Here is a 14,016-nt window from a genome sequence, read left to right on the forward strand (position 1 = left end):
ACTTACCGCGTACTCAGGGCGTACACCTCGCGTACAGGCCCGGGGGGCCCCGGGCGGCAGAACCGCTGGGGCGCCCCGGGCCGGGATGGTCAGCCCTTGAGATCGGCGCGGTTCTTCTCGGCCAGGAGCAGGGTCAGCCGGGTGCGCTCCTGGTAGGGCATGTGCTCGCAGATCAGGGCGGCGAGAGCTACCGGGTCGTGCCAGGGCACTCCCCCGTCGACCGTGTTCTCCCGTGCTCGGGGAGCACCGGTCGTGCCGGGCTGAGAGGGCAGCGCGGCACCGGTCGGGTCGCTGTCCGCGATTATCACGGCGTGATAATCGCCCGTGGGGTCCGGCTCCCCCGGCGACTGGTCGTCGCGGATTATCACGCCGTGATAATCCGTGGACCGCTCGGACTCCCCCGCCGGATCGGTGTCAGCGATTATCACGGCGTGATAATCGCCTCCGGGCTCGCGCTCCCCCGTCGGCTCGGCATCGCGGATTATCACGGCGTGATAATCCGGAGCCACCGGCTGGGCCGGCTGGGCCGGCTCGGGCTTCGGCCTGCGGCGGCTCCGGTCCGCGTCCAGGGCCCGCGCGTCCGCTGCCGCTCGCTGCTCCTGGGGGTTCAGCTTGCCGAGGTTGCGTACGTGTTCCACCTGGCGCTCTCCCGCCAGCAGCTCGGCCTGGAGGTCCGGTGACAGCTTGAGCAGGGAGAGCTTGGAGGAGATCGAGGCCTGGGAGAGGCCGAGACGCTTGGAGGCCTTGGTCTGACTTCCGTAGAACGTCACCAGCGCGTCGAGCGCGTGGGCCTGTTCCAGGTCGGTCATGTTGTCGCGCTGCACATTGGAGACGAAGGCGGCTTCGAGCAGTGCCTCATCGGTCGCGACCCGGGCGTTGTCGACCTGGACCTTGATGGTCCGCAGACCGGTCCGGCGAGCGCCTTCGAGACGGCGGTGGCCGTCGATGACGATATGGGTGGTGCCGTCGTCCAGATCCGCTGTCCGGTCGGGACGTTCGCGGAGGTAGGCCTCGACGGTGGCGACGGTGATGGCGTTGACGACGCCGAGCTCATGGATGCTCTCCGCCATCCCGTCCAGGTCCCGCAGATGGTCGCGCGGGTTGTCGGGGTTCTGGCTGATGGCGCCGACGGGCAGTTCCGTGGGGTCGGGAACACCTGTCGTGGGGGCGCCGGTGGCGGCGCCGATCGCCGCGCGCCGGGCGCTGACGGCTCGGGCCTGGCCGAACGAGGCGCCGGCTCCGAGCTTGTCGGCCTTGCTCATGAGATCTCCCGTGCGAGGGCACGCATGCCGACGGCCTGGTCGGACTTGGGGGCGTACGCGAGCAGGGGCCGCTTCAGCCGTACCGCTTCCTTCTGTTCCTTCAGGTCACCGATGACGCCGACGACGCGTGGTTCCTTTATGTCCATCCAGGCCTGGAGCGAGGAGGTGGCGATGTACCCGCGGCGGGCGTCGTAGTGGTTGACGACGATCCCGAGGTAGTCGAGTTCCAGGGCCAGGTCCCCTCGGAGGTCCTCGATCTGAGTGGTGAGCAGATCGTAGGCGTCGGCCGAGCTGTCCTCCGCCTGGACCACGATGAGTGCGCCGGAGGAGCCCGGGGCCTCATTGCCGCGACGGCGGCCGTAGTGCACGGCGGCGTCCATGCTCAGTCCCAGGCTGGGCGGGCAGTCGACGATGATCACGTCGAAGTCCGCCTCCACGGGGGCGAGCGCGCGCTCCAGCGCCGCCTCCCGGGCCCGTACCCCGGAGAGGCGTACGTCGAGGAGGAAGGCGTCATTGCAGCTCGGCAGCAAGTGGAGCCGCTGCCCGAAGCGTTCCTCCTCGATGGGGACGATCAGATCCCGGAGCTCTCCGGTGGTGTCGCCCGCCATGTGCTTGGTGAGGCTGTCGCCGTCCATCGGCAGGGGGGTGTACCCGAGCTGCTTGGTGAGGTGGCACTGCGGGTCGAAGTCGACCAGCAGGACCCGCAGGCCCATGCCGGGAAGGTCTTCCAGCGCCAGCGGGTCGGCGGAGCCGTTCTCGTCGAGGAGTGCGGCGAAGTGCTTGGAGACCCGTACGGGATACAGGGCGCCGGAGTCCTCGGCCAGGGCCTCACCGGTCCCGGCGGTGATCGCGGTCTTGCCCACGCCGCCCTTCTGGTTGCAGACGATGATGCGGCGGGGGATCTCCGGACGTTCCACGGTGGGGGCCGGGTTGGCCTGCAGCCAGACCTGGACGGCCTGGGCGAGCCCTTGGATGAGGGAGACCTTGCGGTCGGCCGCCGTCGCCTTGAAGGCGTCCCACTGGCCGACGGGCAGCCAGGTGGAGAAGGAGTCGGCGCCCGAGGTGTCGACCTGGGCCGACACCGAGGCGAGACCGCACCAGATGTCGACCGACTGCTCGACGGCCGTCTGGATCTCGATACGGAGCTGAGCGGCGCGGACCTTGAGGTCCTGCCGGAGCTGTCCGGGCAGTTTGGAGACGACCTTCTCGCGGTCGCCGGGGGTAGCGGGGGAAGCCATGGAGTGAACTTTACTAACGAAGAGATGATGTTGGGGCAGCGACACGTTAGTTTTCACTACTTGGAAGGTCGATTATCACGGCGTGATAATCAACGGCCCGGTGGCGGTGGGGTACTGGGCGATTATCACGCCGTGATAATTCGTGATCTTGGTCCAGCCTTGGGGCGGCTGGGGGTGACCCGGCGTCAAGGCATGTTCCAGCCGGGACGCGCCGGGGCGGGTGCGATTTTCGGTCGCTGCTACGAGGGGACGGGGGAGTCGTTCCGGCGGTTCAGTCGCTGCGGTCGCTGCCGGCTGAGCGGCCTTCCCGGCTCAGCTACTGAAGGGCAGCGACCGGACGGAACTTCAGTAGCTGCCCTTCAGAAACACAAAACACCAGGTCAGAGGGGTATTGGTCAGTGGACAGCGACTCAAGCGACCGAAGGTCTGGGTATATGAAGACATTCACGTGTGCGCGTGTGCGTCATATATAGGTGAGTTGAGTCGCTTCAGTCGCTGTTTTGACTCCGGCATATGCTCTGACCTGCGGTTTTGCGAGTCGGGGTCAGACAGCGACTCAACGGTTCCAGTCGCTGAAGCGCCCGGCGTCGGGGGACCGGGGCCCAAGGTCGACACGATGCAAGATTCGGGGAGCTACGTTCCGTACGCCGGGCATGTCTTCGCTAATCTATGTTCGTCGTTGAGTCGCTTCGGTCGCTATGAGGGGGATGTGGATGGCTCCTGAGCTGCGCCTTGTGGGCCTCGACTCCTCGCGGTCGGCCCCGGTGCACCCGGTCGTTCCGCAGGCTGTGGCCACCGCCCGGTGGTGTGCCGAACAGGGCTGGCCGGTGCACCCGCTCGCTGCCGGGCGCAAGACGCCCGCGGGGAACTGCGACGCCTGCCGCCGGCCCGGTCACACCCACCGGGACTGTGGCTGTGCTGCCGAGGGTCGCTGGTGCCACGGCTTCCATGCCGCCACCCGTGACGCCAACAGGATCGATCAATGGTGGGGGAGGAACCCCGAGTTCGGGGTGGGGGTCTCGTGCGGTCCTGCGGGACTCGTGGTGATCGACATCGATGCCCATCCGCAGAGCCTGCCCGCGCGGGAGCGGCTGCTGCCGGGCATCCCGATCCCCGAACAGGTCGACCTCACCGGTCTGACCCACGGCTTCCACACGCTCGCCGTCCTGGCCGCGCTGCGGGGCGCCCCCGACCCGGCGGCCGACGGGACGACGTTGCGGGTACGGACCCCCTCGGGCGGCCTCCACGTCTGGTACCGGGCCCCCGACACCCGACAGTGGCAGTGCTCCACCGGCTCGGGCAACGGGCGTGCCCTGGCCTGGCAGGTGGACGTCCGCGCGCACGGCGGCTACATCATCGCGCCCGGCACCACCACCGCCGCGGGCACCTATACGGCGCTCGGGACGACCCGGCACCCGGCGGTCCTGCCCGGCTGGCTGGCCCAGGAACTCGAACGCACGGGACACCTGCCCCCGGAGCGGCTCCCCGGCCCCCGTCCCGTCCCCTCCAGGGCCCTCCAGGCGGTCATCGCCGCCGGTGGCGGCCGGGAACGTACCGCCGGTGCGCTCGGCGCCGTGCTGGCCGAGGTGACCGCTTGTGCGGCCGTCGCGGAGGGGGCAGGGTTCTCGGAAAAGCTCAACCGCGCCTCGTACACCGCAGGCGGACTCGTCACCGCCGGACATCTCACTCATGAACAGGCCGAACAGATCCTTCAGTCAGCCGCCGCTGTCGCCCGCCCGGGGCAGGACCGGCGAGCCGCCCAGATCATCCGTAGCGGAATGAGCGCCGGTTCGCGCCGGCCGCTGTACCTGGGGAGGCACGGATGACTCCGACCGGCGACGGCTCGCTGTTCGATTTCGACGCCCAGGCAGTGGCAGCCGACATCATCGCCCGGACCACGAACCGCGCGGGCACCTCCACGGCGGAGCCCGCGGTACCCGCGCCGGTCCCGGCGCAGGGCGGGACGTCCCTGCTCCAGGAACATGTGTCGCCCGCCGGTCTGATGCCCGACACCCTGACGGACCGGGGCAACGCCAAACTCTTCGTGAAGCTCTACGCGCACGACTACCGGCATGTCACCGGCCTGGGCTGGTACCGCTGGGACAACACCCGCTGGCAGAGCGACGAGGACGACACCGTGCTGTGGGCCGCGGGGGAGATGGCGGAGAACATCGCCACCACCGACCCCCGGGGCGTGCACTCCGACGCCGCCCTGCGCAAGCACCGCCGCCGTGCCCTGAGCACATCGGGGATGAACGCGCTTCTGGTGCAGGCGAGGTCGGCGCCGGGGATGGTGTTGAGTGCGGGGGTGCTGGACGCGGATCCGTATGTGCTGTGCACTCCGGCGGGGATCGTGGATCTGCGGTCGGGGGTGCTGCGGGTACCGGACCCGGACCGGGACTTCCATTCACGCTCGACCTCGATCGGGCCGCGCCGGATGCCGACCCCCCGCTGGGACCGGTTCCTGACCGACACGTTCGGCGACGACGACCAGGGCGAGGAAATGATCCGCTTCCTCCACCTCCTCCTCGGCTACTCCCTCACCGGAGACGTCGGCGCCCAGGTCATGCCCTTCCTCTTCGGCTCCGGGAAGAACGGCAAATCGGTTCTCCTCGACGTCCTGATCAAACTCCTCGGCGACTACGCCGACGCCGCACCCCCCGGCTTCCTCATGGCCCGCCCCTTCGAAGGACACCCCACCGACCTCGCCGAACTCCACGGCCGCCGCGTCATCGTCTGCTCCGAAGTCAAACCCGGCGACCGCTTCGACGAAGCCCGCGTCAAACTCCTCACCGGCGGCGACCGCATCAAAGCCCGACGCATGCGCCAGGACTTCTTCTCCTTCGCCCCCACCCACAAACTCTGGCTCCTGGGCAACCACCGCCCCGAAGTCGGCACCGGCGGCTACGCCTTCTGGCGACGCATGCGCCTCATCCCCTTCGAACGCGTCGTCTCCGACCACCGCAAAATCGACAACCTCGCCGACATCCTCGTCACCGAAGAAGGACCCGGCATCCTCAACTGGCTCATCACCGGAGCCCACCACTACCTCAACAGCCCCCGCGACCTCACCGGACCCGAAACCGTCCGCATCGCCACCACCGCATACGCCGAAACCGAAGACCACACCGGCCGCTTCCTCAACGAAAGCTGCACCCTCCAACCCCACCACCGCGTCGAACAAGCCCACCTCTACAACGCCTACAAAACCTGGTGTCAGAATGAAGGGGTCACCGCGGTCTCCTCAAGAGCCTTCGCCGCTCGCGTGCGAGAGCTGGCGGGACTCTCTTCGCCGAAGGAGATGATCCTGTCGAACCAGCGCAAGTACTACCCGGGCGTGGGTCTGCTCGTCGAGGAGGAGTCAGGATGAGTGCTCTCATCGGGGAGGACGAGATTCGTGACGAGTCGGAGCTGGTCTGGCTGGAGGACGTGTCCGTACTGGACTACGTACGCCAGAGTCTGGACCGGCTGCCCACCCGGCGCGGGCGTCCCGCCTATCACCGTGACGGACGCATGGTCGGCTACGCCGTGCTCGGTCCGCAGGCCAAGGCCTCGCGGTCGTCGGGCACCTTCCGCCGGCGGGTGTTCTGGCTGCTGCCGCACGACCGTGACACCGACCCCGAGGGCCTCTACGCCACCGGGGCACCCGCCGAAGCCGTGGACCCGGGCACCCTCACCGTCTGTACCAAGGGCTACAAGACGGAGCGCTCCGAGGGCGGGCCGCCCTCCAGCGCCATGCGCGAACTGGGCATAACGCTCCCCCTGTGAGGAGGCCTCTGTGAGGAGGCCCCTGTGCGGGGTGCTCCCCCTGCGCGGGGTGGGGGAGGGCCGCCCCTCCGCAGACCGAGGATGCCGGGCCCGCATCCTCGAAGACGTAACGCGGAGCCGCCCGCTTCTATGCTGTCACCGGTCCGACAGCCGACAAGGAGCTCTGTTGTGGCACGTATCGCTGACATACCGGTTCGTGAACGCGGAGACCTCACAGGGGAGAACGCGGTCCGGCGACGCGGACTTCTGCTGATTCTCAGCACGGTCGCCGGATTCCTTCTGACGGTGATCTGGTCCGCCGAGTTCGTCGACAGGACCGTCGGCGGCAACATCGCCGAGTCGATCCTCGGGCACGACCCGGAGACCTCCCCGCTGGCCTCGGTCGCCGCCGGGATCGCCTTCGCCTTCACCTCCGGGCTCGCCGGTACGTTCACCGCGTGCAACATCGCCGTGTTCGGTACGGTCGCGCCGATGCTGGGCACCGTCGACAGCCGTGCGGGCCGGGCCGTCCAGGCGCTCAGGCCGCTCGGCTGGCTCTTCCTCGGCATGGCCGCGGTCTCGGCGGTGTACGGCGCGGTGGTCGGCCTGGTGGGTACGTCGATGCCCCAGTTCTCCGAGGCGCAGGCCGCGCCCGGGGTGCTGTCGGGGCGTTCGGTGCAGTCGATGGTCACCTTCGGGGTCATCGGACTGGCGATGCTCTACATGGGGCTGAGCTCGCTGGGGTACACCCGCGATCCGTTCGCGAAGACGGCCCGCCGCTTTCCCCACGCCCAGTCGGTGTTCATGGGTGTGCTGGTCGGCGGCTTCCTCGTCGGGCGGCCGTATCCGCTCTTCCGCCAGCTCTTCCGTGATGCGGCCGAGAGCGGCAACCCGCTCTACGGGGCCGCGGCCTTCGTGCTCCAGTCGGTCGGCAACGTAGTGATCATCGCGGTGCTCTTCTTCCTGATGGCGTACTTCGCCGGGGGCCGGCTGTCCGCCTGGATGACGGCCGGTCCGGGCCGGATGGCCGCCGTGACGGCGGTGACCCTGATCGTGGCGGGCGTCTTCACCTTCCTCTACTGGGACGTCAGGATGCTCGCGCGCCGGGAGATCATCCCCTGGTATCCGATCGCACCGTGGGCGGCCTGACCGGGGGAGACCCGGACCGGCAGGTGCCATGCCGCCCCCGTGCGGGTGAGCTATGTGGCGGCAGGCTGCCCCTCGCCGCGCCCCGGTGTCAGAATGAGGCGGTAGGTCTGCTCGTCGAGGAGGAGGCAGAGTGAGTGCTCTGATCGACGAGGACGAGATTCGTGACGAGTCGGAGCTGGTCTGGCTGGAGGACGTGTCCGTACTGGACTACGTGCGCCAGAGTCTGGACCGGCTGCCCACCCGGCGCGGGCGTCCCGCCTATCACCGTGACGGACGCATGGTCGGCTACGCGGTCCTGGGCCCCGGGGCCAGGGCGTCGCGGTCGTCGGGCACCTTCCGGCGGCGGGTGTTCTGGCTGCTGCCGCACGACCGTGACACCGACCCCGAGGGCCTCTACGCCACCGGCGCCCCCTCCGAGTCGGTCGACCCCCGGACTCTGGCCGAGGCGACCAAGGGCTACAAGACGGAGCGCTCCGAGGGCGGGCCGCCCTCCAGCGCCATGCGCGAACTGGGCATCACACGGCGGCAGTAGCCGCTCCGGACCGGTCCGTGGATTATCACGCCGTGATAATCCGGGGCCGTGCGGGCGGGGGAGTGGCCAGGAGGCTTTCTCCGGCTGGGCTTTGGCGGGCGGGCGGCCATCTGGCGGTGTGGGCGTGTCCTCCTGGCGGCACGTCGGGTTGCTTGCCCGAGGGCGTCGACCCACGTCCCACGATCACCGGAGGAGCCCGTCATGACCGTTCCCCTCGACAGACTCGGCGATCCTGCCGTGCGCGCGTTCGTGACTGCCGTCAACGCCGGCGACCGTGCGGCCTTCTTCGACTGCCTCACCCCCGGCGCGAGCATGTCCGACGACGGCTCGGACCGTGACCTCGCGGCGTGGGTGGACAAGGAGATCTTCAGCAGCGGCGGCCATATGGAGGTGGAGACGGAGGAGGCTGCGGGACGGGAGCTCGTCGCCAGGTTCCGCAACGAGACCTGGGGCGAGATGCGGACGCGCTGGCGTTTCGAGACCGACGGCGACCGGATCAGCCGCTTCGAGACCGGCCAGGCCTGACTCCGTAGCTCTCGCTCCTCCCCCTCTCCGGCCCTCTCGTGCTTCGGTGAGCGGTGGCCTGGATTATCACGCCGTGATAATCCAGGCCGGGAGCGGGGAGCGGGTGGGGTCACCCCCGGTCCGGCGTTTCCTCATGGCCGGTGAGGAGTCCGATGCCGGGGTAGTACTTGCGCTGGTTCGACAGCAGCATCACGCGGTGATCGGCGAGGCCGATCGATTCGCGGACCCGGACGGCGAACGCCCGTGAGGAGACGGGGCTCGTGTCCTCCTGTGCGCACCAGGTTTTGTAGGCGTTGTAGAGGTGGGCTTGTTCGACGCGGTGGTGGGGTTGGAGGGTGCAGCTTTCGTTGAGGAAGCGGCCGGTGTGGTCTTCGGTTTCGGCGTATGCGGTGGTGGCGATGCGGACGGTTTCGGGTCCGGTGAGGTCGCGGGGGCTGTTGAGGTAGTGGTGGGCTCCGGTGATGAGCCAGTTGAGGATGCCGGGTCCTTCTTCGGTGACGAGGATGTCGGCGAGGTTGTCGATTTTGCGGTGGTCGGAGACGACGCGTTCGAAGGGGATGAGGCGCATGCGTCGCCAGAAGGCGTAGCCGCCGGTGCCGACTTCGGGGCGGTGGTTGCCCAGGAGCCAGAGTTTGTGGGTGGGGGCGAAGGAGAAGAAGTTCTGGCGCATGCGTCGGGCTTTGATGCGGTCGCCGCCGGTGAGGAGTTTGACGCGGGCTTCGTCGAAGCGGTCGCCGGGTTTGACTTCGGAGCAGACGATGACGCGGCGGCCGTGGAGTTCGGCGAGGTCGGTGGGGTGTCCTTCGAAGGGGCGGGCCATGAGGAAGCCGGGGGGTGCGGCGTCGGCGTAGTCGCCGAGGAGTTTGATCAGGACGTCGAGGAGAACCGATTTGCCGTTCTTCCCGGAGCCGAAGAGGAAGGGCATGACCTGGGCGCCGACGTCTCCGGTGAGGGAGTAGCCGAGGAGGAGGTGGAGGAAGCGGATCATTTCCTCGCCCTGGTCGTCGTCGCCGAACGTGTCGGTCAGGAACCGGTCCCAGCGGGGGGTCGGCATCCGGCGCGGCCCGATCGAGGTCGAGCGTGAATGGAAGTCCCGGTCCGGGTCCGGTACCCGCAGCACCCCCGACCGCAGATCCACGATCCCCGCCGGAGTGCACAGCACATACGGATCCGCGTCCAGCACCCCCGCACTCAACACCATCCCCGGCGCCGACCTCGCCTGCACCAGCATGGCCCTGATTCCGCAGGTCGACAGAGCCCTCCGGCGGTGGCGGCGCAGGGCCGCGCCGGTGTGGTCCCCGGCCGGGTCGGTCACCGCCAGGGCTTCGGCCATCTCCCCGGCCGCCCAGAGCACCCGCTCGTTCTCGTCGAGCTCCCAGCGGCTGCCCGTCCACGCGTACCAGCCCAGCCCCGGTACATGGCGGAACCGGCTGCTGTGCAGGGAGGCGAAGAGTTTGGCGTTGCCCCGGTCCGTCAGGGTGTCGGGCAGCAGCCCCGCCTCGGCGTCCGGTCGGGGGACGGCGGAGTACGGGTGCCCCGCGGACTGGTGGAACAGACCCGAGTACAGGGCAGGGGGGAGACCGACGACACGTTGTCCGGGCTGCGGGGGAGCGGGGGTCCGTTTCCCGGCCGGCTGAGGCCGGGGGGCCGGGGTGTCCGGGACGCTGTGCACGATCTGGAGAAGCCTGTTCTCCCGTCCGGGCTCCTTGGCCGCGCTCTGTCTCTGCCGGTCGGGGGCCGTTGGCGCTTCGGGTCTGACCCCCTCAGCCACGGCCTCTCCCTGCCGTCGGCCGGACAGCTCTCTGCCGTAACGGTGTCTGGTGTAACGGTGTTGTCCGTGGGCTCCGCGCCTTTGCGGCGGGCCCACGGATCTCGGCGGTCTTCGAGCGATGGAGGTAGGGGGTGCGCAGCCCCGAGCCACTTCCGTGAAATCCCAGATGAAGGGGCAATGCGCTTCCTCTCAGCGACCGAAGCGACTCAGGGGCCAAACCATGTGCCGAGCAAGGCGCGAGTACCACGGTGACCGTTCCCACCGCGTGAGAGCTGCGGAACGGAGATAACATAATCCGTACTCATTTTACTTGTCGACGCCTGTCCACAGGTGCGTGTCAGAAATGGTTCGGCCGGAGTGCGGCGGCGGGCCGGCGAAGGCCGGTGCGGGTGCGTGGGCGTCTCTACGCGGGTGCGGTGGTGACCATCGCCGACGCGGTCACCGTGTCCCCCTGTGTGGCGACCAGCTTGACGCTGGAACGGGTGAGTGCTTCGGCCTCGATCAGGCAGGGCTGGTCGAGTTCCACGTACCGCTTGAAGACCGCGTCGAAGGACAGGGGCCGGACGGCTTGCGGTGCGCAGACTATTCCGGCGGCCTGACTGAACGCCTCCAGGAGCACCATGCCCGGGATGTGGTCGTGCGGGTGGTCGAACAGTACGGAATGCGTGAGGTCGGCCCGCAGGAACCAGAGGTTGTCGTGGGTCGTCGGGCTGAGGACCACATCGCTGTCGGACTTCCGGCCCACCAGGGCGGGGTTCACCGGCCGGCCGGGCGGCAGTGCCCTTGCGCAGGACTCGGCCGCACTGGCGTAGCGCCCGCGCAGCCGGCGGTAGACGTTCTCCGGGTAGGCGGTGTACCTGATCTGGGCGCTGCCCATCCGTACACCGTCACGGGTGGCCTCGATCTCCGCGGTCAGACGGGCGCAGCCCAGGCGCCGCCTGTTCACCGAAGTGTGGGTGATGTGGAGTTTCACCTCCGCCGGGGACCCCGCGGTGCGCAGCCCTTCGGGGGTGGTGGAGCAGCTGATGTACTCCCAGCCCAGCCGGTGGTCCAGGGGGATTCCGAACTCGGTGTGGGACAGGAGAGCCAGGGCCTGCCGTGTGCTCTCCGTGAAGAGCAGAGGGCTGTGGATCTCCTGCTCCGGGGTGTAGAACGGGTGTGAGCAGGGCCATTCGGTGGTGACGACGTGCTGGGTGTCCGAGATTTCGTACCACTCAGTGACGAGCACTTCTGTGGGGTCCGTCTTGCGGACGAGGAGATTGGCTACGGTGGACCGCTGCGGGTGAAGGGTGGTCGAGCCGTGGCCGCTGAATGAAGTCATCACGTGCACTCCCCATGGATCATCGAAGCTGACCGTGCTTGGGTGCCTGGATGTGCAGATGCTCGAAGCCGGCGTCGGGCACCTGTGCTGTAAAATAAGGATTATTCTTTTTTTTGTCTACGAGGAAAGGCGTGGTGTCCGAATTGCCTGACAAACGTCCAGTGAAGCAGGAGCGTGCACTTCGGACACGGGCGAGCCTCATCAGAGCTGCCGCAGAGGTCTTCGCCGAGAGTGGATTTGCTGGAGCGAGCGTCTCGCGGATCGCTGACCGAGCCGGGGTGACGCTGGGGGCGATGTACTTCCACTTCAAGAACAAGGAGGCGCTGGCGCGTGAGATCGTCCGCAGTCAGCCCGAAATCGTCTCGCCGCCGATCCCCTCGGACGGTCTCCAGAAGCTGATCGACATCACGCTGACCTGGTCCTACCAGATGCTCGACGAGCCGCTCCTGCTGGCCGGTGCCCGGCTGGTGACGGATCAGGAGCTCTTCATCTCCACCGAGGAGAACTCGCACCAGCAGTGGACCGAGGTGGCCATGTCGGCATTCACCAAAGCGAACGAAATGGGGCAGCTCCGGGAGGGCGTCAACATCCCGGCTCTCGCCCGGATGCTGGTGAGCGCCTGTACCGGGGCGCAGATGCACGCGCAGATGGAATCCGGACGCCGGGACCTGCCCGACCGGGTCGAGGAGATCTGGCACTGCATGCTTCCCGCGATCGCGGTGCCGGGCGTCGCCGAGCAGATGGTGTTCGGCGAGGCGCGGGGCCGGTCGGCCGCCCGCCGCAGGAAGGCCGCGTCCGTGGCCGGGTGAACCGGGCCACAAAAATTCTGCTGTCAGGTCTCGGGGGTTCATCGACTGCCCGCTATGGTCATCCCCCGGGAATGCGGTGACCGCTATCACACTCCGCCGTCGGCGGAGTGTGCGGGGGAGGGGTCGATGCGCGAGATGTCGAACGGATTACTGCACGGCAAGAGAGTCATGATCACGGGCGCGTCCAGTGGGATCGGGGCCGCCGCAGCCCGTCTCTTCGCCGCCGAAGGGGCGTCGGTCGTCCTGATGGCCCGACGTCAGAAACCTCTGTGCGACCTGGTCGACGAGGTCCGCGCCGCGGGCGGGCGCGCCGTCGCGGTCACCGGTGATGTCACCTGCCCCGGGGACGTCGAGCGGGTGATCTCGGTGGCGGTGGAGCGTTTCGGAGGGCTGGACGCGGCGTTCAACAACGCGGGCTGGGGGTCCAGGGGCACCGATCTGCACGAGACCGAGGACTCCGCGTACGACCAGATCATGGACGTCAACGTACGGGGGGTGTGGAACTGTCTGCGCCGTCAGATCCCGCTCATGCTGGACCAGTCGACCGGCGGGACGATCGTCAACACCTCCAGTACCGCGGGGCTCTTCGCCACCGGGGCGCTGGCTCCCTATGTGGCCGCCAAGCACGCCGTGCTCGGGCTGACGAAGGCCGCGGCCGCCGAGTACGGCGCCAGGGGGATCAGGGTCAACGCCCTGGTGGTGGGCAGCACCTTCACCGAGCTGACGGAGGCGAGCGCCGGGTCGGGGCGGCCCGTGGCCGCACGCGCCATCCAGCGCAGGCTGGCCGATCCTTCCGAAGTCGCCCAGGCCGCCGCCTGGTTGTGCAGTGACCGATCGTCCTTCGTCACCGGTGGTGCCGTTCCGGTGGACGGCGGGTGCAGCGCGGTCTGACCCGCCGCGGGGGCCTCACCGCATGCTCCGGAAACCGGGCCCGTACCGGGCCGGGGCCGGTCTCCGGCAGGACCATCGCCTCAGAGGCGCGCCGCCTCCGAGGACGAGACCCCCGTCAGGACGAGCTGCCAGATACGGGCCAGCAGGTCAGCGGCGCTCTCGGGCGCCGGGGCCCCGGCGGAGCGGTGACGGCGGAGCACGATCTCGGCCCCGGCCACCAGATGCACGACCAGGGTCGCCATGGCCTTGGGGTGCGCGGAGGCGCGCAGGTCGCCGCTGTCGTAGGCGCGCCGCAGCAGTTCATCGGCCGTGGGCAGCCAGATCTCCGTCCAGGGGGCGGTCGCCGCACGCTCCCGCTCCAGCCGCAGCAGGGCCCGCACGGTGTCCTCCTGCTCGATGAGCCGGGCGAGTTCCAGGGTCAGGTCGGCCAGCTGCTGCAAGGGGGCGGTGGGGGAGTCCGACATCCGCCGCAGGGTACGGGTGACCTCGTCCCGGCCCGCTTTCTCGACGGCCTCGGCGAGTCCCGCCTTGTTCGGGAAGTGGAAGGTCACCGCACCCAGGGAGATGCCGGCCGCCCGGCTGATCTTGGACAGTGAGGCCCCCGCGTAGCCCTCGCGGTCGAACTGCGCCGCCGCCGCCCTCACCAGGGTCTCGCGGGTCCTCGCGGCCCTCTCCTGTTTCACCATGGTGTCCCCGAAAGCACCGGCGGGCGCGGCGCTCCTGGCGCGGCACCCGGCAGCCGATGCGGTGTTCCGGTGTTCCCTTCCGCCG

At 68.9% G+C, this 14,016-nt stretch carries 13 protein-coding genes; 8 read left to right on the forward strand and 5 right to left on the reverse strand.

All coding sequences use genetic code 11. The features are described 5' to 3' along the window. Positions 1 to 89: 89 nt before the first annotated feature. Complete coding sequence (locus OHA98_RS38730) at positions 90 to 1,262, reverse strand: ParB/RepB/Spo0J family partition protein (protein ID WP_266932788.1); 1,173 nt, start codon at positions 1,260 to 1,262, stop codon at positions 90 to 92. After that, positions 1,259 to 2,500, reverse strand: coding sequence for a ParA family protein (locus tag OHA98_RS38735; protein WP_266932790.1), 1,242 nt, complete (start codon positions 2,498 to 2,500; stop codon positions 1,259 to 1,261). Before OHA98_RS38735 ends, OHA98_RS38730 begins: the two co-directional genes overlap by 4 nt. A 713-nt stretch (positions 2,501 to 3,213) precedes the next feature. On the opposite strand from OHA98_RS38735, the gene OHA98_RS38740 reads away from it, so the two are divergent. The 6 genes from OHA98_RS38740 to OHA98_RS38765 all read left to right on the forward strand — a co-directional run bounded on the left by OHA98_RS38740 (position 3,214) and on the right by OHA98_RS38765 (position 8,453). Beyond that, entirely contained in the window at positions 3,214 to 4,326 is a 1,113-nt protein-coding gene (locus OHA98_RS38740; protein WP_266932791.1) for a bifunctional DNA primase/polymerase, read from the forward strand. Further along, complete coding sequence (locus OHA98_RS38745) at positions 4,323 to 5,870, forward strand: phage/plasmid primase, P4 family (RefSeq protein ID WP_266932793.1); 1,548 nt, start codon at positions 4,323 to 4,325, stop codon at positions 5,868 to 5,870. Before OHA98_RS38740 ends, OHA98_RS38745 begins: the two co-directional genes overlap by 4 nt. Next, positions 5,867 to 6,268: a DUF6009 family protein gene (locus OHA98_RS38750; protein ID WP_266932794.1), complete on the forward strand. Its 402-nt coding sequence runs from the start codon at positions 5,867 to 5,869 to the stop codon at positions 6,266 to 6,268. The genes OHA98_RS38745 and OHA98_RS38750 overlap by 4 nt, the downstream gene beginning before the upstream one ends. A 168-nt stretch (positions 6,269 to 6,436) precedes the next feature. After that, positions 6,437 to 7,396 carry a hypothetical protein gene (locus OHA98_RS38755; protein WP_266932795.1) on the forward strand — a complete coding sequence of 320 codons (960 nt, stop codon included), beginning with the start codon at positions 6,437 to 6,439 and terminating at the stop codon, positions 7,394 to 7,396. 130 nt (positions 7,397 to 7,526) lie between these two features. Next, positions 7,527 to 7,928 carry a DUF6009 family protein gene (locus OHA98_RS38760; RefSeq protein ID WP_266932796.1) on the forward strand — a complete coding sequence of 134 codons (402 nt, stop codon included), beginning with the start codon at positions 7,527 to 7,529 and terminating at the stop codon, positions 7,926 to 7,928. 201 nt (positions 7,929 to 8,129) lie between these two features. Then, positions 8,130 to 8,453: a nuclear transport factor 2 family protein gene (locus tag OHA98_RS38765; protein ID WP_266932797.1), complete on the forward strand. Its 324-nt coding sequence runs from the start codon at positions 8,130 to 8,132 to the stop codon at positions 8,451 to 8,453. A 109-nt stretch (positions 8,454 to 8,562) separates the two neighbouring features. Here the strand turns inward: OHA98_RS38765 and OHA98_RS38770 are convergent, their stop codons facing one another. Beyond that, positions 8,563 to 10,008 (reverse strand): phage/plasmid primase, P4 family, encoded by a 1,446-nt coding sequence (locus tag OHA98_RS38770; RefSeq protein ID WP_266933031.1) that lies wholly within the window; start codon positions 10,006 to 10,008, stop codon positions 8,563 to 8,565. Between the two features lie 619 nt (positions 10,009 to 10,627). After that, the gene (locus OHA98_RS38775; RefSeq protein WP_266932798.1) at positions 10,628 to 11,545 is read right to left on the reverse strand and encodes a ScbA/BarX family gamma-butyrolactone biosynthesis protein; all 918 of its coding nucleotides are present in this window, start codon (positions 11,543 to 11,545) and stop codon (positions 10,628 to 10,630) included. A gap of 161 nt (positions 11,546 to 11,706) precedes the next feature. Here OHA98_RS38775 and OHA98_RS38780 point away from each other — a divergent pair, with 161 nt between their 5' ends. Continuing rightward, a complete protein-coding gene (locus OHA98_RS38780; protein ID WP_266932799.1) occupies positions 11,707 to 12,354 on the forward strand; it encodes a ScbR family autoregulator-binding transcription factor in 648 nt (215 codons plus the stop codon). 168 nt (positions 12,355 to 12,522) lie between these two features. Continuing rightward, a complete protein-coding gene (locus OHA98_RS38785; protein WP_323179716.1) occupies positions 12,523 to 13,245 on the forward strand; it encodes an SDR family oxidoreductase in 723 nt (240 codons plus the stop codon). 80 nt (positions 13,246 to 13,325) lie between these two features. Here OHA98_RS38785 and OHA98_RS38790 read toward each other — a convergent pair whose 3' ends face one another. Beyond that, positions 13,326 to 13,931, reverse strand: a complete 606-nt coding sequence (locus tag OHA98_RS38790) for a TetR/AcrR family transcriptional regulator (RefSeq protein WP_266932800.1) — start codon at positions 13,929 to 13,931, stop codon at positions 13,326 to 13,328. Between the last annotated feature and the right edge of the window lie 85 nt (positions 13,932 to 14,016).

The sequence above is a fragment of the Streptomyces sp. NBC_00654 genome (assembly GCF_026341775.1).
Classification (GTDB): Bacteria; Actinomycetota; Actinomycetes; order Streptomycetales; family Streptomycetaceae; genus Streptomyces.

Excerpts from the sequence above, each read along its gene's own strand:
- OHA98_RS38730 (WP_266932788.1), bottom strand. The coding sequence starts at position 1,262 with ATGAGCAAGGCCGACAAGCTCGGAGCCGGCGCCTCGTTCGGCCAGGCC.
- OHA98_RS38785 (WP_323179716.1), top strand. The coding sequence starts at position 12,523 with ATGATCACGGGCGCGTCCAGTGGGATCGGGGCCGCCGCAGCCCGTCTC.
- OHA98_RS38750 (WP_266932794.1), top strand. The coding sequence starts at position 5,867 with ATGAGTGCTCTCATCGGGGAGGACGAGATTCGTGACGAGTCGGAGCTG.
- OHA98_RS38735 (WP_266932790.1), bottom strand. The coding sequence starts at position 2,500 with ATGGCTTCCCCCGCTACCCCCGGCGACCGCGAGAAGGTCGTCTCCAAA.
- OHA98_RS38775 (WP_266932798.1), bottom strand. The coding sequence starts at position 11,545 with ATGACTTCATTCAGCGGCCACGGCTCGACCACCCTTCACCCGCAGCGG.
- OHA98_RS38740 (WP_266932791.1), top strand. The coding sequence starts at position 3,214 with ATGGCTCCTGAGCTGCGCCTTGTGGGCCTCGACTCCTCGCGGTCGGCC.
- OHA98_RS38790 (WP_266932800.1), bottom strand. The coding sequence starts at position 13,931 with ATGGTGAAACAGGAGAGGGCCGCGAGGACCCGCGAGACCCTGGTGAGG.
- OHA98_RS38765 (WP_266932797.1), top strand. The coding sequence starts at position 8,130 with ATGACCGTTCCCCTCGACAGACTCGGCGATCCTGCCGTGCGCGCGTTC.
- OHA98_RS38745 (WP_266932793.1), top strand. The coding sequence starts at position 4,323 with ATGACTCCGACCGGCGACGGCTCGCTGTTCGATTTCGACGCCCAGGCA.